Raw genomic sequence first — 20,679 nt, 5'->3', positions numbered from 1 at the left:
CGTCACTGCCCCAGGGCGCTGACGGCCTGCCGGGCCGCTTGTTCCTGGCCCGCCTGGGCCAGGTCATTGGCCGCTTTCAGCCAGCGCTGGCGGTCAACCTGGGCCGGCAATTGGCCTGGCTGCTGAACCAGCACCGCCCAACTCCCCTGCTTTTGCCAGGCTGATTCGAAGTCATCGAACTCCATCAGCAGGCGCCGGTTCATCCCCGCCCGCAACAATACCCGCTGCTTGTACCGGTCATAGCCGACCAGCAAGGCATAGCGCGGCTCGCTCCAGAACGCCGAACCTTGCTGAAAGCGCAGCAACACCGGGTTGCCCGCCGCCACCTGCGCCAGCAAGGCGTCCAGGCGTGGCTCGAGCGGGTAGACGACCATGCCGTATTCGCGGCCCACCCGCTGGATCGAGCCTTCAAGCTTGTCGAGGTTTTCCGGCAGGCCCAACGGCTTGTCGAGCAAGCCCGGGGTGACGCGTACACCCTGTTGCGACAGCAATGCCGCAAGCGCCATCGATGCGCTCTGGTTGGCTTCGCCACGGTAGAAAGGCACCGAGCCGATCTCGACCCGTTGCGGCAGGTTTTTAAGCTGGGACGGCGGCTGGCTGGCACACCCGGCCAGGGCCAGGCTGACCACGCAGGCCACCAGCAGGCGGCGTGGGGTGAAGCCGGTTAGGGAAGTCAGTGCAGGCATGAACACTCGCTCGATGACGGCCGGCAGCCACTGCCCGGCCCTGAGCGCTGATCATAGGCTGGCGCGCGCCTGGGGTATAGCCCGCAGCGGGCTTAGAACAAAGCGGCCCAAGCCGCTAGACCATCGGTCAATAGCCTGCAACATGCAAAGGGCTAGACTGAACAGGTGTCCGCGTGGCGAGCCTTTGTTGCCTTGGCGCGGATTTGAGGAGGCACACATGAGCCTGACAATGGCAATCCTGATGCTGGTCGGCGCCTGGTTGAGCGTCGCTGCTGCCATGCTCTGGGGGGTGTTGCGCATCGCCCGGCGTCATCATCCGCATCATCGTATTCAGCCTGAAGGCAAAGAAGCGCTGCCGGTGCGGCGTAGTCGCCGGCATGCGGGGGCGCATTAGGAATCTTTGAAAAGCATCGCAGGGCAAGCTGAAGAAACCTTCCGCCAACGGCAGCTTCTGGCCAAGGGCAGTAATCGGCCAGAAGCGGTCAGTAGCTCAAAACACTTGAAAACACTGGTTGCTAAAGTAATCAGGATCCGAAAATAGCTCACTCGGCCGAAGGTACCGATGCTTTGCTGCCCAAGCGGATTAGTTCATTGGAGAAACACAGGCCGACGATGATCAGTGCCGCTCCCGCGTACAGGCTTTCGCGCGGTACTTCATTGAGCGCCACAAACGCCAGCAGGGCGGCGAACAGCGGTTCGGTCAGTTCCAGCGCCTGCACTTGGGATGGCTTGAGATACTCGATGGCCTTGGTGGTGCAGAAGAAGCCAAGGATTGTCGGCAGCGCGGCCAGCGCTAACAGTGCGGCGATCGCCAGCGGCGACAGCTCGCCGATCACGAAATCATCGGCCGCGGCCGGCATCAGCAGGTAAAGGCTGCCAAAGAACAGCAATTGCCGGGTGAAGTGCAGCCCCCCCGACACGCCCATCCGCTTCATGGCAACCGAAAACGCCCCATAGCCGCAGCCGGCCGTGGAGGCTAGCGCAGCACCTTGCAGGGTAAAGCCCTGCTGCAGGTCGGCGCCGAAGATCACCGCGATCCCGGCGATAGCCAGTGCGGCGCCCATGGTCGCGTTCGCGGTGATAGCATCCTTGAGAAAAATGCGCCCCAGAATGATCGAGGAAATTGACGCACTGGCCATCAGCACCACCACCACACCTGCTGCAGCGTAATGTCGATAGGCGGACGTTTCGAAGTGGAACAGCACAAAGATGCCAAGGAACGCGCAGATAGCCGCCTGAGTCCATTTGGTCGTCGACGTCGGGCGCTTGAGGAAAAGCAGTAAGATCGAGAGAAGCATGCAACCCAGTACGGTTTTGATGACGGCGACACTGCTGGCGGTGAAGCCATGACTCATGAGTACTTTGCTGAGTACACCGATCGTTGCGTTCAGTGCCGCAGCGGAGAGTGCAAATATGACGCCTTTGCTGAAAGTAGATTGCATTGATGACGATCCCTGTCGCTGAATTGTCGTTCGATAGAATGCCGCCCTACATCGACGGCGCAAAGTTTGAGGATACGAAGATCCCACCAACCCCAGTATTGATTGTGGGATACGCTGGATCGCCCAGTAGGATGCTGTCGACCTTCTTGAAATTCCCGTACGAAATGGCGGAAATATGCACCCTGCTCTCCCAGCACAGGATCAACATGACTCGACACGGGCCGATTTCAAGCACGGTGGTTGCACTTCTCAGTTGATGAACCCGCATTACTTACCTTAGGAAGCTCCATTTAATCGGGGCTAACGACGTTGTCGCCGCCAAGGGAGAAGCCAGAGGGCTTAGCCCTTGGCTATGCAATATGAGTTGACGAACGTTGCCGTGTGCTGCAACGACTGACGTATATCCGGTTTGGCTATTCCATACCTGTTGGCAAATTGCTCGACCGCCGCTGTATCAAAACGAGTGGTCTGGATAAAATCCAAGGCTTCGGGTTTTGTATTCAAAATCCGCGCGACGGGAGGAATACTCAATAGCAACTTCAGCAATCGGAGTGAAATGTAATGCTTGGGAGACTTTAAGCCCAAAGGTTGTGCCACCTGTACCAAGAGTTCTCGCAAATTGGGAGTTTGGTCATCAAGCACCAGCAGTTCCTGACCCACCATGGCAGGATCAAAAGCACAAACCGCCACCAGTTCAACCAGGTAATCCACGGTGACCAGTGGCAGCCAGTGCTTGGCGGTACCAGGCACTGCAGTCAGCTTTCCCTGCACAAGGTTGCGTATCAGCTCCACTAGCGGCTGACCGTCAACAATATGCCCCGTGCGGCTGTGGCCACAGACCGTCGCGGGGTGGACAACGGTAATCTCCCCACCCTTGGCGGACATGACCTCTAGGGTCGCAAAATGCGCCTCCAGCTTGCTCGCCTCGTAACCACCGACATGCCGGTAGACGGCAGGCCAATGCGTCCGCTCCGGATAACGAGGATCAATTCCGATGCGTTGCAGATGTTCATGGTTTTTCAGCATGTAGCCGCCGATCATCACTAACCGGCTTTTTTGCTCAGCCGCCAGCAGCGCCACGCGCTTTGCCCCTTCTACGTTCACCGCACGAGAGTGCTCCACTGAAAGTCCCCAGGCGAAGTGGGCGCCCAGGTGGAATACGACGCGGGCGTGCCTTAGCACTTCTCGATCAGCAAGACTCAGCCCCAGGTTGTCCCGTTCCAGATCGCCAGCTACGGCAAATACCCGGGTTGCGCACCCGCCCAAATTGTCGATTTGCTCCCGCAGTTCAGCTAGTCGCTCCGGGCGACGCATCAACACCCGAATGGTGTGACCTTTGGCACTCAGGTACGCCACCAGATGTTGACCGATGAAACCGGTCCCCCCGGTGACAAAGCACTCCACGCTCATTTCCCTGTTCCTTGTTTAAGGTGAGAAACCAAGCGTAAACTATCGAGCCAACTCTATGGTCAAGCGGTGTTTTCATGAAAATCGGCGAACTCGAGGCCCGCAGCGGTGCCAGCCGCCATACGCTACGTTACTACGAGCAAATCGGCCTGATCTCACCGCAGCGGCGAACTAACAACTATCGCGATTACACAGCGCAAACCCTGCAGGATCTGGACTTTATCCAGCGCGCGCAAAGCATGGGGTTTTCCCTGGGGGAAATAGGCGAGATTCTGGATGCGCAGCGGAACAAGCTGATCGATTGTGCTGACGGCGCCAAGCTAATTGAAAAGAAGATGGCAGAAGTCCAACAGAAAATCGCCAACCTCCAAAATATTTATCGGTATCTGGATGAAGAGCGTGCAAACTTCGAAGCCAGTGCTGCCAAACAACTTGCGCTTCAGCAGTTGAACAACGCTTCCAACTGAACGGTCAGCATCTAGAGAGCGGAAGCTGCAGCCTGCTTCAAGTTTCAAGCCCCCTTATGCATTTTCTTAAGCCTTCTGGCCAGGCCCTGGACAGCAAACGTCGGCGAAACAGAGTGACTCGTCTTCTCACCTGCTACACCGGAGCACGCTAAACCCAGGTCAGATTCAACCCAGTGCGTTTTCACACCCGGAGTGATATTGCGTACATAACTCGTTCGCAGTACTGCGTATGCATTCCGCGAGGCGATCTCCAATTCCTGGTAGTTGAACTGGTCGTGAGTGGTAGTGGCCGGGTGGGAGGCCAGTGACTTTGCATCGCAAATGTCAACCAAGCGCAGCTTCAGTGCATCGATGCAGCGTACACCGGCCTGCTGGCCGCCCTTGATGCCCTTGCCCGCCCTAGGCGCGCCCGCTCGTACAGGAGCGGGCTTGCCCCGCGATGAGTTTTATCAGCCCTCAACCGCCTCGCGCTTCAAGCGCGCCCGGCGCGACATGATGTTGAGCACTTCGATCGCCGTCGAGAAGGCCATCGCCGCATACACATAACCCTTAGGCACATGAGCGCCGAAACCTTCAGCGATCAGGGTCATGCCGATCATGATCAAGAAGCCCAGGGCCAGCATTACCACGGTCGGGTTGTCGTTGATGAAGCGGGCCAGCGGGTCGGCCGCCACCAGCATCACGATCACGGCACTGATCACGGCAATGATCATGATCGGCAGGTGCTCGGTCATGCCCACGGCGGTGATGATGCTGTCGATCGAGAAGACGATGTCCAACACCAGGATCTGACCAATCGCCGCGGCAAAGCCCAGGGTGATGGTCGAGGACGCCTTGGCTTGCGCTTGCGCGCTCGGGTCGACGCTCTCGTGGATTTCCTTGGTCGCTTTCCACAGCAGGAACAGGCCACCGGCGATGAGGATCATGTCCTTCCAGGAGAAGGTATGACCGAACACATCGACAACCGGCTCGGTGAGCTGGACGATCCAGGCCACGGTGCTGAGCAGGCCCAGGCGCATCACCAGCGCCATGCTGATACCAATGCGCCGCGCCTTGGAGCGAAACTCTTCAGGCAACTTGTTGGTCAGGATCGAGATGAAGATCAGGTTATCGATACCCAGGACGATCTCCATGGCCACCAGGGTGGCCAGGGCGACCCAGGCGGTCGGGCTTGCAGCGAGTTCCAACAAGTATTCCATGTATCAATCCTGCACAAGGCTAAAGGGTGGGTCAGATTTCCTGGGCGCTTTTATCGCTTTGCGGCTTGTCAGCCTTGTCACCGCCCTCGGTGCCAGTGGCTTCGCTCAACGCCTGCTGGGCGGCTTCGTTGGTCTTGTCGATGGCCTCCTTGGCCGACTCCGCTGCCTGGTTGAGCATCTGCTGGGCGGACTTTTCCGCCTGCTCGCAACCGCTCATGGCCATCAGGGCCAGCAGCAACACCAGGGGTGTACCGATGGATTTGAAGTGAAGCATCTGTGGTTCTCCGTGCAATAAATCGGTGCTCATTCAGGGGCACCGTGATGGCAAGGGATTCTAAAGAGACAGATACATCAGGAAAATTCGTATTTTTAGCGGTTATACTTCGGTTTTTACGAATCGGGAATCGGCATGCTCAATTACCGCCAACTGCATTACTTCTGGGTAGTGGCCAAGACCGGCAGCATCGTGCGCGCTTGCGAGCAACTGAACCTGACCCCGCAGACCATCAGCGGGCAGATCACCCTGCTTGAACAAACCTATGGTATCGAGCTGTTTCGCCGGGTCGGGCGCCAGCTGGAACTGACCGAGAGCGGCCGGCAAACCCTGACCTATGCCGAGCAGATGTTCCAGATTGGCGGTGAGCTGGAGGCGATGCTGCGGGCCCGGCCGGATGAACAGCAGATCCTGTTCCGGGTCGGGGTGGCGGATGTGGTGCCCAAGTCCATCGTCTACCGCTTGCTGGCGCCGACCATGGACATGGAAGATGCCCTGCGCCTGAGTTGTCGCGAAGACAAACTCGAACGGCTGCTGGCGGACCTGGCGATCCAGCGCCTGGACCTGGTGATTTCCGACAGCCCGATGCCCGGCCACCTGGACATCAAGGGCTACAGCCAGAAGCTTGGTGAATGCGGCATCAGCTTTTTTGCCACGCAGGCGCTGGCCGAGCAGTATGGGCGCAACTTTCCGGCCTGCCTGCAACATGCGCCGCTGTTGATCCCCGGCCAGGAAACCGTGGTGCGCAGCCGCCTGCTGCGCTGGTTCGCCGAGCAGCAACTGCAGCCGCGGATCGTCGGCGAGTTCGACGACAGCGCCTTGATGCAGGCCTTCGGCCAATCCGGCAGCGGTATCTTTATCGCCCCCAGCGTGATTGCCGATGAGGTATGCAAACAGTACGGCGTCGAGCTGATCGGCCAGACCGACGCGGTCAATGAGTCGTTCTATGCCATTTCGGTGGAGCGCAAGGTCAAGCATCCGGGCATCGTCGCTATCACCGAAGGCGCCCGCCGCGAGCTGTTCAACTGGTAGCCGGCTGCCGGCGCGGGCTCATCAGCGCCAGTGCCAGCAGCACTGACAGGCCAATGAGGATAGCGGCGGCGTAACCGAGGTTGGCCAGGCCCAGGGTGTCGATCACCCGCCCGCCAATCACCGCGCCCAGGCCAATACCCAGGTTGGCCCCGGCGATGTTCAGCGACGCGGCAAAGGCCGGGGCCTGGGGTGCGGCCTTGATCAGCCGCACATGGCTGACCAGGAACAGCGCCGCCTGGGTCATGCCCCAGATCGCCAGGGCCAGGCCCAAGCCGTATACCGTATGGATCGCCGGCACCACGGCAATCATGCCGACCATCATCAATGCACAGAAGGCCGCCGAAGCTTTCAACGGATGCCGATCCACCGCACGGCCACCCAGGCTATTGCCGATCAAACCGACCGCGCCAAAGCCCATCAGGCACCAGCCCACCAGCGCGCCGTCAAAGCCGGCCAGGCGTTCGAGCATGTCGGCCAGGTAGGTATAGGCGGTGAACATTCCGCTGAACACCAACACCGAGAGCAGCACATGGCCTTGCAACAAGCGGCTGCGCAAGATTCCGAACTGGCCGAGCAGCGATGTGGCCTGGTTGTGCCGGGGCGTGCGGGGCAGGTACAGGAACAGCAGCAAGGCCTTGGCCAGGGCCAGCAGCGCCAGCACGGCAAAGGCCGCGCGCCAACCCAAGGCGTCGCCGATCAGGGTGCCGACCGGAATGCCGAACACCGTGGCACACACCACACCGAAGCTGATCTTGGAGATGGCCCGGCCGGCATAGGCCGGGCCGACGATGTCGACCGCCGTTTCACTGGCCAGGGCCCAGAACACCGGCAAGCCCAGTGCCGGGATCAGCCGCGCCACGCCCATCACATAAATGTTGTCGGCCATCGCCGCCAGGGCGTTGGAGGCGGCGAACACCAGCAAAATGCCGACAAACAGGCGCTTGCGCTCGAAGCGCGCGGCCCAGGCGGTGAGGAACGGGCCAAAGCAGGCCACGGTGAAAGCGAATAGAGTCACCAACAGGCCCGCCTGGGACACGCTGACCGCAAGGTCGCGGGCAATGCCCGGCAGTAGGCCGACGATGACGAACTCGGTGGTCAAGACAGTGAAGCCGGCCGCAGCCAGCAACAGGATGGGCAATAACATCTACACTCCGAAACCAAACCAAAAACGGCCATGGCCGTTTACAAAGGGCGCGCATACTACACGCCCGCCCTACCGTCTGACACAGCGCAAACACTAAATGTGCCCTGCTGTGCTAAAGTCGCGCCCTTTTTCTTGGCCCTGCCCTGCCAGGTGCCCCATGCTCCAGCGTCGTGGCTCGCCCACTGCGCCCTGAACAAGACAGAGAAACACCTGACATGACCCCTGTTCTAAACCTGTTGAACCGCACCAGTCTGGTGGTCCAGATCATGATCGGCCTCGTCGCCGGTATCGCCCTGGCGGTGTTCGCCCCCGACACCGCCGCCAGCCTCGGCTTCATCGGCAAGGTCTTTGTTTGTGCACTCAAGGCGGTTGCACCGATCCTGGTGTTCATCCTGGTGATGGCCTCCATTGCCAACCACCGCCATGGCACTGAAACCCATATCCGCCCGATCCTCGTCCTGTACCTGTTCGGCACCTTCGCCGCCGCCGTGGTCGCGGTGATCGCCAGCATGGCCTTCCCCTCCAACCTGGCGCTGAGCACTGCGGACGTAACGCTGAGCGCCCCGGGTGGCATCACTGAAGTGCTGCAGAGTTTGCTGCTGAGCGTGGTCGACAACCCGGTGAGCGCGCTGATGAACGCCAACTTCATCGGCATCCTGGCCTGGGCCATCGGCCTGGGTGTGGCGATTCGGCATGCGGGGGAAACCACGCGGACAGTGGTCGCCGACCTGTCCAACGGGGTGACGCTGATCGTGCGCGTAGTGATTCGCTTCGCGCCGCTGGGGATTTTCGGCCTGGTCGCCTCGACCCTGGCGCAGTCCGGGCTGGACGCCCTGCTCGGTTACCTGCACCTGCTGGCCGTACTGATCGGCTGCATGCTGTTCGTGGCGCTGGTGGTCAACCCGATCATCGTCTTCTGGAAGATTCGCCGCAACCCTTTTCCGCTGGTGCTGCTGTGCCTGCGTGAAAGCGGCCTCACCGCGTTCTTCACCCGCAGCTCGGCGGCCAACATCCCGGTGAACATGGCCTTGAGCGAAAAACTCGGCCTGCATGAAGACACCTACTCGGTGTCGATCCCGCTGGGCGCGACCATCAACATGGCCGGCGCGGCAATCACCATCACCGTGCTGACCCTGGCCGCCGTGCATACCCTGGGCATTGCCGTGGATATCCCGACTGCGATCCTGCTCAGCGTCGTTGCCGCCGTGTGCGCCTGTGGCGCCTCGGGTGTGGCCGGTGGTTCGCTGCTGCTGATCCCGCTGGCCTGCAGCCTGTTCGGCATCCCCAGCGAAATCGCCATGCAGGTGGTAGCGGTCGGCTTCATTATTGGCGTGTTGCAGGACTCGGCGGAAACCGCGCTGAACTCCTCCACCGACGTCTTGTTTACTGCCGCGGCCTGCCTGGCCGAGGAGCGTCAGGCCGCCTGAGCCTGACCTGCAGCCGGTGCGTCCTGCACCGGCTGCTTGTGTTTTACCCTGTTGCGCACCTAGGCTAGAGGCCTTTCTTCGCATAGAGACAGGGCCATGTCCGCCGAACACGAAACCCCTTCCGACGCCCGCTTCACCAGCACCGAGATCCGCGTGCTCGGTTCGCTGATCGAAAAACAGGCCACCAGCCCGGAAACCTATCCACTGACCCTCAACGCCCTGGTGCTGGCCTGCAACCAGAAGACCAGCCGTGAACCGGTGATGAACCTCAGCCAGGGCCAGGTCGGCCAGGCCCTGCGCGCCCTGGAAGGCCAGGGCCTGACCCGCCTGCAGATGGGCAGCCGCGCCGACCGCTGGGAGCAGCGCGTGGACAAGGCCCTGGAGCTGGTACCGGCACAGGTGACCCTGCTCGGGCTGATGTTCCTGCGCGGCCCGCAGACCGTTAATGAGCTGATGACCCGCAGCAGCCGCATGCATGAGTTCGAAGATGCCGAGCAGGTCGTGCACCAGCTCGAGCGCCTGATCGCCCGTGGTTTTGCCCTGCACCTGCCGCGTCAGGCCGGGCAGCGGGAGGATCGGTACACCCATGCGCTGGGGGATCCGGCGGAAATCGAGACGATTCTGGCGGCGCGTCAACAAGGGCCGGAGCGCTCGGCCGGGGGCGCAGTATCAGTAGAGCGGATCGAAGCGCTGGAGGCGCGGATTGCGGCGCTGGAAGAGCGCTTGGCGCAGTTCGAGTAACAGCATCGCGGGGCAAGCCCGCTCCCACAGAGTGGACTGCCCTCAGATCCACTGTGGGAGCGGGCTTGCCCCGCGATAGGTTTTACCCTTCAGCCGCGGGCAAACGCCACCGCCCGCGCCACCTGCTCCGCTGTCGGCCGCACCCCGGTGTACAGCACAAACTGCTCCAGCGCCTGCACGGCAATCACCTCCAGCCCGGTAATCACCGGCTTGCCCAAGCGCTGGGCCTCGACAATCAACGGCGTCTGCGCCGGCATCGCCACCACATCGAACACTTGCTGGGCTGCCGCAATCGCCTCGGGCGTGAACGCCAGCTGATCCGCCTCGACCCCACCGGCCATACCGATCGGCGTGACGTTCACCAGCATCGGCGGGCACAGGTCGCCCAACTGCGCCTGCCAGCGATACCCACAACTGTCGGCCAACTGCCGGCCGGCCTGCTCGTTGCGGGCAACGATGATGCCCTGGGTAAAACCGGCATCGCGCAAGGCGCTGGCCACCGCCTTGGCCATACCACCGCTGCCGCGCAGGGCGAAGGCGGTAGAAGGATCGATCTGGTGCTGCGCCAGCAACTGACGCACGGCCAGGTAATCGGTGTTGTAGGCCTTCAGATGGCCGTCGGTGTTGACGAGGGTGTTGATCGACTCAATAGCCGCCGCCGACGGGTCGATTTCATCGACCAGCGCCATGCAGGCTTCCTTGTACGGCATCGACACGCCGCAGCCGCGAATACCCAGGGCACGAATACCCGCGACCGCCGCCGGCAGGTCCTGGGTGGTCATGGCCTTGTAGTAGTAATCGAGCCCCAACTGCTGATACAGATGGTTGTGAAAGCGCACGCCAAAAGTGCCCGGACGCCCGGCCAGCGAGATGCACAGCACGGTGTCTTTGCCTGGAACAGTAGCCATTGAATTCTCCCCTTCTAGCGAGCCGGCATTATGCGGTAATGCCGATGATGTTCACTATCAAGCAGGTTGATTTCAAGCGCCGCCGACGGGCCGTTAAGGTAGGCCCATGATTCGCAGGAGGAACCCTCATGGCCCCCATCAACATCATGTCCGTCATCGGCAGTGCCGTTCCCGCCTCGCTCAGGGAGCTGGGCCTGCTGGCCTGCTGGTACCTGGTGCGCAACGGCGAAGCGATTTCCGGACCGTTGACCTCGCTGCCCGCCGCCCAGGCCCTCGCCGACTGCCTCGAAGGCCCAGGTCTGCAAGCCTGAGGCCAGTCACCGTTTTATCGTGCGTTGCTCCGCACAGCCCCTTGCCCCGCCTTTTGGCGGGGCTTTTTATGGCCGGTCGATCGTCTCGGCCGGGGTTGTTATCATCGCCCGGGTTTTCATCGGTCAAGCGCGTTTAGGGAAGTCGTCATGCAGGTAATCAACTGGGGAATGATCGGCTGTGGCAGCGTCGCCGAACGCAAGAGTGGCCCGGCGTTCTACAAGGCGCCAGGTTCGGCACTGGTAGCGGTAATGGGCCGGCGCCCGGCCACCGCCCAGGACTATGCCGTGCGCCATGGCATCGGCAAAGTCTACAGCGATGCGGCGCAGCTGATCGCCGACCCGCAGGTCGATGCCGTGTACATCGCCACCCCGCCCGACAGTCACTATGCCTATAGCCTGCAGGTGGCAGCGGCTGGCAAGCACTGCTGTGTGGAAAAACCGATGTCGCTCAACGCCACCAGCAGCCAGCTGATGCAACAAGCCTTCGCCGATGCAGGGCGGCACTTGTTCGTGTCCTACTATCGACGTTCATTACCGCGCTTCCAGCAAGTTCGCCAATGGCTGCAGGACGGCAGGATTGGCGAGGTCCGGCACCTCAGCTGGACCCTGACCAAACCGCCTACCGATAGCGACCGCAGCGCCAGCCCCAACTGGCGCACCGATCCACAAATTGCCGGTGGCGGCTACTTCGCCGACCTGGCCAGCCATGGCCTGGACCTGTTCCAGTACCTGCTCGGTGACATTGTCGAGGTTACCGGCTACACCGCCCGCCAGGCCGGCCTGTATGCGGCCGAAGATGCCGTGGCCGCCAGTTGGCGGTTCGCCAGTGGCGCCTTGGGCATGGGCTGCTGGAACTTCGTTGCCGACCGCCGCGAAGACCGCGTGGATATCATCGGCAGCCAAGGCCGGATCGGCTTCTCGGTGTTCGACGAATACCCGGTGCGCCTGGACGCCGACGAGCAGCTCAGCCTGCAGATTGCCAACCCCGAACACATCCAGTGGCATCACGTACTGGGCATGAATGCGCATATTCGCGGTGAGGCCGAGCATCCGGCGGTCGCCGCCCAAGCGCTGAAAACCGACTGGGTGATGGACCGGATCCTCGGCCGACAATGATCGTTGCTCGCCTTGTTCAGAACAGCTTTCGCATGAAGTAACGAGTATGCCCCGGCGGATACTCGGCGAGCTCACCGAAGACGGTAAAACCGAGCCTGATCGAGCAGATTTGCAAGCCGCTGACGGGGCCGTGATTAAATCTTTTTCATGATCCGCCCAACGGTTGCAGGGCAATCGACAGCAACTAGGCCATACTCCTAGAATGCAGCGGTTTTTTGGGGGAAAACCCTTGCACAGCCAACGACATAACAACTTTTAGTGAGCCTCATCGTGAAAACTTCCCTTTCGATTCTAAGCCTGCTGCTGTTGCTCACAGGTACTGCGACTGTCACGTCGACCGCTGCTGCTCAACCCCCGGCCCAACAACAACGCGATCCCGCGAAATTGCGCCTGGCCTCCGGCAGCGCCTTGCTGATCGATCTGCAAACCAACAAGGTGCTCTACGCCAACAACCCTGACCGGGTGGTGCCGATTGCCTCGGTGACCAAGCTGATGACCGGTATGGTGGTGCTAGACGCCAAGCAGAACATGGACGAGATGCTCACCGTCACCATCGCCCAGAACAAGGAAATGAAAGGGGTGTACTCGCGGGTCAAGCTGGGCAGCCAGCTCAACCGCAAGGACATGCTGCTGATCACCCTGATGTCGTCGGAAAACCGCGCCGCCTCGACCCTGGCGCACAACTACCCGGGCGGCTATAACGCGTTCATCAAGGCGATGAACGCCAAGGCCAGGGCCCTGGGCATGAGCCACACCCGCTATGTGGAGCCCACTGGCCTGTCGACCAGCAACGTCTCCACGGCACGCGACCTCAGCAAGCTGTTGATGGCGGCGCGCCACTACCCGCTGCTGAGCAGTTTGAGCACCACCCGCGAGCAGACCGTGGCGTTCAAAAAACCCAACTACACCCTGGGCTTTCGCAACACCGACCACCTGGTCAACAAGAGCAATTGGGATATCAAGCTGACCAAGACCGGCTTCACCAACGATGCCGGCCACTGCCTGGTGCTGTTGACCAAGATGGACAACCGCCCGGTGGCCATGGTGATCCTCGATGCCTTCGGCAAGTACACCCACTTTGCCGACGCCAGCCGCATGCGCCAGTGGCTGGAGACCGGCAGCACCAAGCCGGCTCCGGCGGTGGCCATGCGCTACAAGTCCGAGCGCACGCAGAACCGTCAGTTGGCTGACTGAAAGCAACAGGGCCTGTGCATGCACAGGCCCTGTTGTTTGCTTCAGGCGTTGGTACTGACCAACGAACCCGAGCTGCTGCCACCGGCTTCGGTCAGCGCCTTGAGCAGCGCCGCCGTGGCGCTTGCGATCGACGCCGTAGTCGCGCCCACTGCCGATTGCGCGGCAGCGACGGCCGTAGCCTTGAGGATCGGCTCCATGTCGCTGGCCATGACTTCCTGCAAGCGCTTCTGCTGCTCGGCCAATTGCTTCTGCAGTTTTTTGATCATCTCGCGCATTTGCTTGATGTGTGCCGGTTCTTCGCCGGCACTGGCGCTTTCCTTTTCCTTGGCCTCTTCGGCCTTGCCGCTATCACGCACCTTGGACATGTCAATGCTGACAGCGCCCGTCGCTTCCAGCCCGGCCTGCTTTTCCTGGCCGGTGATGGTGATGCCGGTGTTGATGCCGCTGTTCAATGGGGTCCCGTTGATTGATACGGCGCTAAAACCTGCCATTTTTCTATCGTCCTGATGGTATTGGGGTTAACCCGGCTATCGGCCGCACAGGCCAAAACTTGAGCCAGGCGGGCCTCTGGATAAATTTGCCGGACCGCCATTCGTCCCTCCTGATACCCGCGCTTTGCCCCCGGCACGCCTGTGCAACGGGCGAGCCGGTCCGATCAGCCCAGTGTCGAGATGGCAATGACCAAATCCCGTTTCCGCAAAGTCTTCTACATCGGCCTGCCCCTGGCCCTGACAGTGGCCGCTGCCACCGCCGGCTACCTGTACTTCAAAGTGCAGCACGGTTACCCGCGCCAGATCGTCGAGCAGGCCAATGCCTTGCATGAACACATGCTGTCGTTCGACAGCCATGTCACCGTGCCGCTGAACCTGGGTAGCGCCGGCAACGAGATCGACAAGGACGGCCACGGCCAGTTCGACCTGGTCAAGGCCGGGCAAGGACGTTTGTCTGGCGCAGCGCTGACCATCTTCGGCTGGCCGGAACTGTGGAACGGCGCCAACGCGCCGCACCGCCCTACCCCAGGTTTTGTCGATGAAGCCCGGCACCAGCAGGAAGTGCGCTACAAGATCATCAGCAACATGGTCCGCGACTTCCCCAACCAGGTCGGCATCGCCTACACCCCGGATGATTTCCGCCGCCTCAACGGCGAAGGCAAATTCGCCGTGTTCATCAGCATGCTCAATGCCTACCCGCTGGGCCACGACCTGTCGCAACTGGACCTGTGGACCCAGCGCGGCATGCGCATGTTCGGCTTCAGCTACACCGGCAACAACGACTGGGCCGACTCGTCGCGGCCACTGCCGTTCTTCAATGACACCGCCGACGCCCTTGGCGGTCTGTCGCCGCTGGGCGAGCAAGCAGTCAAGCGCCTCAACGAACTGGGGGTGATCATCGACGTGTCGCAGATGTCGACCCTGGCCCTGGAAGATGTCGCACGCCTGAGCCGTGCGCCGTTCGTGGCCTCGCACTCGGCGCCGCGGGCCCTGGTGGATATTCCGCGCAACCTCAGCGACAAAGAGCTGCAACTGATCAAGGACAGCGGCGGCGTGATCCAGGTGGTCGGTTTCGGCCAATACCTCAAGCCGCTGACCAAGCCGACCCTGGACAAGCTCGAAGCCCTGCGCGTGCGCTTTGACCTGCAACCCTTGCAGGGCCTGGCCAACGCGCTGATGCCGGGCGATGCGGTGATTGCCATCTGGCCAGAGGCGCGCTTTGGTGAATACGCCAACAGCCTGTACGGCATCCTCGACCAAGAGCCCAAAGCCACGCTCAAGGACTTTGTCGACGCCATCGACTACACAGTGAAAAAGGTTGGCATCGACCATGTCGGCATCAGCTCCGACTTCAACGACGGTGGCGGCCTGGAGGGCTTCAAGGATGTCAGCGAGATCCGCAACGTCACCGCCGAACTGCTGAGCCGTGGGTACTCCGAGGCCGATATCGGCAAGCTCTGGGCCGGCAACTTCCTGCGGGTGTGGGAGCAGGTGCAAAAAAGCGCCCAGCCCGTTGCCGCCACTGCCACCCCTTGAGCGGAAAGCGCCCGACATGACTGACCGCCGTACCTTTCTCAAGCAGGCCGGGGTGCTCGCCGCCAGCCTGCCACTCGCCGGCTCGCTGCTGCCCGATGCCCTGGCTGCGGGCGCACCGCCGCTGAGCGACAAGGACAAATGGCAGCAACTGCGCCAGCTGTTTCCGCTGGACCCGAGCTATGCCCACTTTGCCAACTTCCTGGTTACCGCCCACCCCAAGCCGGTGCAGGACGCCATCGACTACTACCGCGCGCAGATCGACCGCCACCCCGCCAGCTGGGTCGACTGGGAGACGCAAAGCGAGTGGAAGCGCGAAGGCGAAGTGCGCGACTGGGCTGCGCGTTACCTGCAGGTCAAACCCCGGCAGATCGCCCTGACCGGCAGCACCACCGAAGGCCTGGGGATGATCTACGGCGGCCTGAAGGTGCGCGCCGACCAGGAGATCCTGACCACCGAGCACGAGCACTACTCAACCAACAGGATCCTCGGCTTTCGCCAGCAGCGCCAGGGCACCCAGGTGCGCAAGCTGCGCCTGTTCAACCAGCCGCGGGAGCTGTCCACCGACCAGTTGCTGAGCACGCTCGACCAGGCCATCAAGCCCAACACCCGGGTGCTCGGCATGACCTGGGTGCACTCTGGCAGCGGGGTCAAGTTGCCGGTCGGCGAGATCGGCAAGCTGGTCCGCCAGCACAACCGTGATCGTGATGAAAACGAGCGCATTCTGTATGTGATCGACGGTGTGCACGGCTTCGGCGTAGAGAACCAGAACTTCGCCGACTTCAACTGCGACTACTTTATCGCCGGCACCCACAAGTGGATGTTCGGCCCGCGCGGCACCGGGATCATCTGCGCCGCCTCAGAGAAAATGCAGCACCTGGTGCCAACCTTCGCGACCTTCTCCGAAGACGAAGACTTCGCCACCATCATGACCCCCGGCGGCTACCACGCCTTCGAACACCGCTGGGCGCTGGGCAAGGCCTTCGAGTTGCACCTGCAACTGGGCAAGGCCGATGTCGAGCAACGCATCCATCAACTCAACGACTACCTCAAGGCGCAGCTCAAGGAGCACAGCGCCATCGAACTGGTGACGCCGCAGAGCCGCGAATTTTCTGCCGGTTTCACCTTCCTGCGCATCAAGGATCGTGACCCGGACGCCATCGCCGCCTACCTCAACGAACAACGCGTTGTCGTCGATGCCGTGCACCGCGATGTCGGCCCGGTGCTGCGCATGGCGCCGGGCCTGCTCAACAACGAGCAGGAAATTGATCGGGCCATGGCCCTGCTGGTTAAAAAACTCTGAAAAGGCTTTCCCATGTCCTCATCCCTGCGCTTCCCGTTGTCCCTGCTCGCCCTGGTGGCCAGCATCGCTACCGCACACGCCGCCGAGGCGCCGCAGCCCGGCAAAGTGTTTCGCGACTGCAAAAGTAGCTGCCCGGAAATGCTCGTACTGCCGGCCGGCAGCTTCACCATGGGCACCCCGGAAAACGAACCCGGCCGCCAGGCCGATGAAGGCCCGCAACACCGCGTGACCTTCGCCAAGCCGTTCGCCATCAGCCGCTACCAGGTCACGGCCGGTGAATGGGACGCCTACCTGCGCGAGTCCGGCGTCAAGATCGCCGACGGCGACAGCCGTCCGGGTCGCGAGTGCAAGGCCAGCAAGCCGCGCTATCAACAAGGCCCGCGGCAACCGGCGGTGTGCATGAGCTACCACGACGTCCAGGCCTATGCCGACTGGCTGACGAAAAAGACCGGCAAGCACTACCGGATGATCAGCGAAGCCGAGCGCGAGTACGCCGCCCGCGCCGGCAGCAGCGGGCCGTTCCCGTTCGAGCTGGACCCGGATGGCGACTACCAGATCAGCCGTAACGCCAACGTGTACGGGCCCAAGGATGGCTTCAGTTTCAGCTCGCCAGTGGGCAGTTACCCGGCCAATGCGTTGGGTGTGTATGACATGCACGGCAACGTCTACGAGTGGGTCGCCGACTGTTATCACGACAGCTACGAAGGCGCCCCGAATGACGGCAGCGCCTGGCAACAAGCCGAGTGCAAGGTGGTGGTGATCCGCGGCAACGACTGGGGCGAGGCGCCGATTTTCTCGCGTTCGGGGAACCGTAACGCCAGTGTCCCGGACAACCGTGGCGACTGGATCGGGGTACGCCTGGTACGCGAACTCTAAGCCGCCGCGCTGGCTAAATTGTGCCCCGCCCTGCTCGTCCTATCGATGTACTCCCGCAGGCCCTGGGGCCGCCTCCTCGATGCGCCCGCCTCGACACTTCAAGGAATCACAGCATGAGCCAGACCCTTACCTCCAAGAAGGTCCACGACCTCATCGGCGTGGGCTTCGGCCCTTCCAACCTGGCCCTGGCCATTGCCCTGGAAGAGCTCGCCGAGACCAATGGCTACGCCCTCGATGCGCTGTTCATCGACAAACAGGTCGATTACCGCTGGCACGGCAATACCCTGGCGACCCAGAGCGAACTGCAGATCTCTTTCCTCAAGGACCTGGTGTCGCTGCGCAACCCCACCAGCCCCTACAGCTTCGTCAATTACCTGCACCAGAAGCAGCGCCTGGTCGATTTCATCAACCTGGGCACCTTCTATCCTTGCCGCCTGGAGTACAACGACTACTTGCGCTGGGCCGCCGAGCACTTTGCCAACCAGGCGCAGTACGGCGAGGAAGTAGCGCGGATCGAACCGGTGCTGGAGGCCGGCAAGGTGCAACACCTGAACGTGATTTCCCGCGATGCTCACGGCCACGAACACAGCCGCCTGGCGCACGCCGTGGTGGTCGGCACCGGCGGTACGCCGAAGGTGCCGGCAACCTTCACCGCATTCAAGGATGACCCGCGGGTGTTTCACCATTCGCGCTACCTGAGCAGCCTTGAGGCACTGCCCTGCGCCCAGGGCAAGCCGATGCGCATCGCCATCATCGGTTCGGGACAAAGCGCCGCCGAAGCCTTCATCGACCTCAATGACAGCTACCCGTCGGTCAAGGTCGATATGATCGTGCGTGCCTCGGCCCTCAAGCCGGCCGACGACAGTCCGTTCGTCAACGAGATCTTCGCGCCGATGTACACCGACCTGGTGTTCAACCAGAGCCATCCCGAGCGCAAGAAGCTCATCGACGAGTATCACAACACCAACTATTCGGTGGTCGATGTCGATCTGCTCGAGCGCATCTACGGCATCCTCTACCGGCAGAAAGTCGCGCACCAGTTCCGCCATGCCGTGCTGTGCCGGCGCCAGGTTGAGTGTGCCACCGCCACCGCCGAGGGCATCGAGCTGACCCTGCAGGACCTGGCCACCCACCAGCAACAGACCCACCGCTATGACGCAGTGATCCTGGCGACCGGCTACGAGCGCCGCTCTCATCGCGAACTGCTGGCGCCACTGCAAGGTTACCTGGAAGACTTCAGCGTTGATCGCGACTATCGCGCCCTGGCCAGCCCCGACCTGCAGGCGGCGGTCTACCTGCAGGGTTTCTGCGAAGCGTCCCATGGCTTGAGCGATACCTTGCTTTCGGTGCTGCCTGCCCGTGCAGCGGAAATCGGCCAGTCGCTGTATCACAGCCTGGCGCACAAAGCGCAGCCCGTCCCCCTGCAGGCCGACATCGTCGCCCTCTCCCGCGCCTGAAACAGGAACCGCGTCATGAGCAATCACCCACCCGGCGCGATCCGCCAACTCTTTGCCCTGCTCAAGCCATTCTGGCCGACCGTTGGCCTTGCCACCTTGCTGGGAATGCTCGGCGGCCTGTCGGTCACGGCCCTGCTGGCGACCATCAACAATGGCCTGCACGCCGAAAACGGCCTCAGCCAGGGCGTGGTGCTGGCTTTTTGCGGACTCTGCGTGGTGGCGTTGCTGAGTAGTATCTGTTCGGACATCGGCACCAACTATGTCGGTCAGCATGTCATTGCCGCGCTGCGCAAGAACCTCGGTGAGAAGGTCTTGTCGGCGCCCATCGAGCAAATTGAGCGCTACCGCAGCCACCGCCTGATCCCGGTGCTGACTCATGACGTCGACACCGTCAGCGATTTTGCCTATGCCTTTGCCCCGCTGGCCATTTCCCTGACGGTAACCCTGGGTTGCCTGGGCTATCTGGCCTGGCTGTCGCTGCCGATGTTCCTGCTGATCCTGGTTGCCATCGGCCTGGGCACGGCCATCCAGTACGTGGCCCGGGCACGCGGCATCCGTGGCTTCGTGGCGGCGCGCGAAGCCGAGGACCAGTTGCAGAAGCATTATCATGCGGTTGCCGAGGGCGCCAAGGAACTGCGCATGCACCGCCCCCGGCGCCAACGCATGCTGATCGATGGCATTCGTCGCACCGCTGACAGCATCTGCAATACCCAGGTGCGTTCGATCAACACCTTTGTCATTGCCAAAAGCCTTGGCTCGATGCTGTTCTTTGTCGTGATCGGCCTGGCGCTGACGCTGCAATCCCTCTGGCCGAGCAACGACAAGACGGTGATGAGCGGTTTCGTGCTGGTATTGCTGTACATGAAAGGGCCGCTGGAACACTTGATCACCACCCTGCCGATTGTCAGCCGCGCACAGATTGCCTTCAGGCGTATCGCCGAGCTGTCCGAGCAGTTCTCGTCGCCCGAGCCGCACCTGCTGCTCGATGCTGCAGCACCTGCCGCAACGACGTTGCACAGCCTGGAACTGGTCGATGTGCGTTACACCTACCCCGCCAGCCCTGGCGTCGAACCGTTCAGTGTCGGCCCGATAAACCTGCAGTTGGCGCCCGGAGAGATCGTGTTCATCGTCGGCGAAAACGGCTGCGGCAAGACAACCCTGATCAAGCTGCTGCTGGGCTTGTACGAACCGCAACAAGGGCATATCGCGGTCAACGGCGAGGCCGTGGTGGCGGCAACCCGGGATGACTACCGCCAGTTGTTCACGACCATCTTCGCCGACTACTACCTGTTCGACGAGCTGGTCGAGGGCACGCAGAGCGTCCCCAAGGATGCCGACAAGTACCTTCAGCGGCTTGAAATTGCCCACAAGGTCAGTATCCACAATGGCGCCTTCAGCACCACCGACCTGTCCACCGGACAACGCAAGCGCCTGGCCCTGCTCAATGCCTGGCTGGAGGGGCGGCCCGTTCTGGTGTTCGACGAATGGGCCGCCGACCAGGACCCGACCTTCCGCCGCATCTTCTATACCGAGCTGCTGCCCGACCTCAAGCGTCTGGGTAAAACCATCATCGTCATCTCCCACGACGATCGCTATTTCGGCGTTGCCGACCAACTGGTGCGCATGGAGCGCGGCCACGTCAGCACGGCGCTCGAGCCCGTCTGACCGGAG

21 protein-coding genes and 1 pseudogene are annotated in these 20,679 nt (G+C 61.8%); 13 read left to right on the top strand and 9 right to left on the bottom strand.

All coding sequences use genetic code 11. The features are described from left to right. Positions 1 to 2: 2 nt before the first annotated feature. Positions 3 to 686, bottom strand: coding sequence for a peptidase C39 family protein (locus tag F8N82_RS07020; protein WP_038994560.1), 684 nt, complete (start codon positions 684 to 686; stop codon positions 3 to 5). Between the two features lie 217 nt (positions 687 to 903). On the opposite strand from F8N82_RS07020, the gene F8N82_RS07015 reads away from it, so the two are divergent. Beyond that, positions 904 to 1,080, top strand: coding sequence for a hypothetical protein (locus F8N82_RS07015; RefSeq protein WP_167336587.1), 177 nt, complete (start codon positions 904 to 906; stop codon positions 1,078 to 1,080). Positions 1,081 to 1,228: 148 nt separating this feature from the next. Here the strand turns inward: F8N82_RS07015 and F8N82_RS07010 are convergent, their stop codons facing one another. Both F8N82_RS07010 and F8N82_RS07005 read right to left on the bottom strand, forming a co-directional pair. Further along, positions 1,229 to 2,128, bottom strand: coding sequence for a DMT family transporter (locus F8N82_RS07010; RefSeq protein ID WP_038994559.1), 900 nt, complete (start codon positions 2,126 to 2,128; stop codon positions 1,229 to 1,231). Between the two features lie 339 nt (positions 2,129 to 2,467). Continuing rightward, positions 2,468 to 3,538 carry an SDR family oxidoreductase gene (locus F8N82_RS07005; RefSeq protein ID WP_038994556.1) on the bottom strand — a complete coding sequence of 357 codons (1,071 nt, stop codon included), beginning with the start codon at positions 3,536 to 3,538 and terminating at the stop codon, positions 2,468 to 2,470. Positions 3,539 to 3,612: 74 nt separating this feature from the next. Here F8N82_RS07005 and F8N82_RS07000 point away from each other — a divergent pair, with 74 nt between their 5' ends. Continuing rightward, the gene (locus F8N82_RS07000; protein ID WP_038994555.1) at positions 3,613 to 4,002 is read left to right on the top strand and encodes a MerR family transcriptional regulator; all 390 of its coding nucleotides are present in this window, start codon (positions 3,613 to 3,615) and stop codon (positions 4,000 to 4,002) included. 242 nt (positions 4,003 to 4,244) lie between these two features. Here the strand turns inward: F8N82_RS07000 and F8N82_RS06995 are convergent. From F8N82_RS06995 to F8N82_RS06985, 3 genes and pseudogenes are all read right to left on the bottom strand, one after another. After that, positions 4,245 to 4,436, bottom strand: a pseudogene (locus tag F8N82_RS06995) (bifunctional O-acetylhomoserine aminocarboxypropyltransferase/cysteine synthase); the annotation flags it as partial. A gap of 15 nt (positions 4,437 to 4,451) precedes the next feature. Next, positions 4,452 to 5,201: a TerC family protein gene (locus F8N82_RS06990; RefSeq protein ID WP_038994554.1), complete on the bottom strand. Its 750-nt coding sequence runs from the start codon at positions 5,199 to 5,201 to the stop codon at positions 4,452 to 4,454. 31 nt (positions 5,202 to 5,232) lie between these two features. Further along, positions 5,233 to 5,475 (bottom strand): hypothetical protein, encoded by a 243-nt coding sequence (locus F8N82_RS06985; protein WP_038994553.1) that lies wholly within the window; start codon positions 5,473 to 5,475, stop codon positions 5,233 to 5,235. Positions 5,476 to 5,610: 135 nt separating this feature from the next. Between F8N82_RS06985 and nhaR the strand changes: the two genes are divergently transcribed. Further along, positions 5,611 to 6,507: a transcriptional activator NhaR gene (gene nhaR / locus F8N82_RS06980; protein ID WP_038994552.1), complete on the top strand. Its 897-nt coding sequence runs from the start codon at positions 5,611 to 5,613 to the stop codon at positions 6,505 to 6,507. On the opposite strand, the gene F8N82_RS06975 is transcribed toward nhaR, so the two are convergent. Continuing rightward, positions 6,497 to 7,651, bottom strand: a complete 1,155-nt coding sequence (locus F8N82_RS06975; RefSeq protein WP_038994551.1) for an MFS transporter — start codon at positions 7,649 to 7,651, stop codon at positions 6,497 to 6,499. The two genes, nhaR and F8N82_RS06975, sit on opposite strands and share 11 nt — an antisense overlap. A gap of 215 nt (positions 7,652 to 7,866) precedes the next feature. Here F8N82_RS06975 and sstT point away from each other — a divergent pair, with 215 nt between their 5' ends. Further along, entirely contained in the window at positions 7,867 to 9,078 is a 1,212-nt protein-coding gene (sstT, locus tag F8N82_RS06970) for a serine/threonine transporter SstT (RefSeq protein ID WP_095161754.1), read from the top strand. A 96-nt stretch (positions 9,079 to 9,174) separates the two neighbouring features. Next, positions 9,175 to 9,819 carry a YceH family protein gene (locus F8N82_RS06965; RefSeq protein WP_038994550.1) on the top strand — a complete coding sequence of 215 codons (645 nt, stop codon included), beginning with the start codon at positions 9,175 to 9,177 and terminating at the stop codon, positions 9,817 to 9,819. Positions 9,820 to 9,908: 89 nt separating this feature from the next. Here the strand turns inward: F8N82_RS06965 and F8N82_RS06960 are convergent, their stop codons facing one another. Continuing rightward, a complete protein-coding gene (locus F8N82_RS06960; protein WP_038994549.1) occupies positions 9,909 to 10,727 on the bottom strand; it encodes a shikimate 5-dehydrogenase in 819 nt (272 codons plus the stop codon). A gap of 128 nt (positions 10,728 to 10,855) precedes the next feature. Between F8N82_RS06960 and F8N82_RS06955 the strand changes: the two genes are divergently transcribed. The 3 genes from F8N82_RS06955 (at position 10,856) to pbpG (ending at position 13,348) form a co-directional block, all read left to right on the top strand. Next, positions 10,856 to 11,038: a hypothetical protein gene (locus F8N82_RS06955; RefSeq protein ID WP_038994548.1), complete on the top strand. Its 183-nt coding sequence runs from the start codon at positions 10,856 to 10,858 to the stop codon at positions 11,036 to 11,038. Positions 11,039 to 11,185: 147 nt separating this feature from the next. Then, the gene (locus F8N82_RS06950; RefSeq protein WP_038994546.1) at positions 11,186 to 12,154 is read left to right on the top strand and encodes a Gfo/Idh/MocA family protein; all 969 of its coding nucleotides are present in this window, start codon (positions 11,186 to 11,188) and stop codon (positions 12,152 to 12,154) included. Positions 12,155 to 12,424: 270 nt separating this feature from the next. Beyond that, a complete protein-coding gene (pbpG, locus tag F8N82_RS06945) occupies positions 12,425 to 13,348 on the top strand; it encodes a D-alanyl-D-alanine endopeptidase (protein WP_080764708.1) in 924 nt (307 codons plus the stop codon). Positions 13,349 to 13,389: 41 nt separating this feature from the next. Here the strand turns inward: pbpG and F8N82_RS06940 are convergent, their stop codons facing one another. After that, positions 13,390 to 13,839, bottom strand: a complete 450-nt coding sequence (locus F8N82_RS06940; protein ID WP_038994544.1) for a hypothetical protein — start codon at positions 13,837 to 13,839, stop codon at positions 13,390 to 13,392. Positions 13,840 to 14,025: 186 nt separating this feature from the next. Here F8N82_RS06940 and pvdM point away from each other — a divergent pair, with 186 nt between their 5' ends. The 5 genes from pvdM to F8N82_RS06915 all read left to right on the top strand — a co-directional run bounded on the left by pvdM (position 14,026) and on the right by F8N82_RS06915 (position 20,673). Beyond that, positions 14,026 to 15,375 carry a pyoverdine-tailoring dipeptidase-like protein PvdM gene (pvdM, locus tag F8N82_RS06935; protein WP_038994543.1) on the top strand — a complete coding sequence of 450 codons (1,350 nt, stop codon included), beginning with the start codon at positions 14,026 to 14,028 and terminating at the stop codon, positions 15,373 to 15,375. A gap of 16 nt (positions 15,376 to 15,391) precedes the next feature. Continuing rightward, complete coding sequence (locus tag F8N82_RS06930) at positions 15,392 to 16,675, top strand: aminotransferase class V-fold PLP-dependent enzyme (protein ID WP_038994542.1); 1,284 nt, start codon at positions 15,392 to 15,394, stop codon at positions 16,673 to 16,675. 12 nt (positions 16,676 to 16,687) lie between these two features. Further along, positions 16,688 to 17,551, top strand: coding sequence for a formylglycine-generating enzyme family protein (locus F8N82_RS06925; RefSeq protein ID WP_038994541.1), 864 nt, complete (start codon positions 16,688 to 16,690; stop codon positions 17,549 to 17,551). Between the two features lie 113 nt (positions 17,552 to 17,664). After that, positions 17,665 to 19,008 carry a lysine N(6)-hydroxylase/L-ornithine N(5)-oxygenase family protein gene (locus F8N82_RS06920; RefSeq protein WP_038994540.1) on the top strand — a complete coding sequence of 448 codons (1,344 nt, stop codon included), beginning with the start codon at positions 17,665 to 17,667 and terminating at the stop codon, positions 19,006 to 19,008. Positions 19,009 to 19,023: 15 nt separating this feature from the next. Then, the gene (locus F8N82_RS06915) at positions 19,024 to 20,673 is read left to right on the top strand and encodes a cyclic peptide export ABC transporter (protein WP_038994539.1); all 1,650 of its coding nucleotides are present in this window, start codon (positions 19,024 to 19,026) and stop codon (positions 20,671 to 20,673) included. The last annotated feature ends 6 nt before the right edge of the window (positions 20,674 to 20,679 follow it).

This window comes from Pseudomonas fluorescens, from assembly GCF_902497775.2.
Classification (GTDB): domain Bacteria; phylum Pseudomonadota; class Gammaproteobacteria; order Pseudomonadales; family Pseudomonadaceae; genus Aquipseudomonas; species Aquipseudomonas putida_F.
This window is presented reverse-complemented; position numbering and strand designations above follow the sequence as displayed.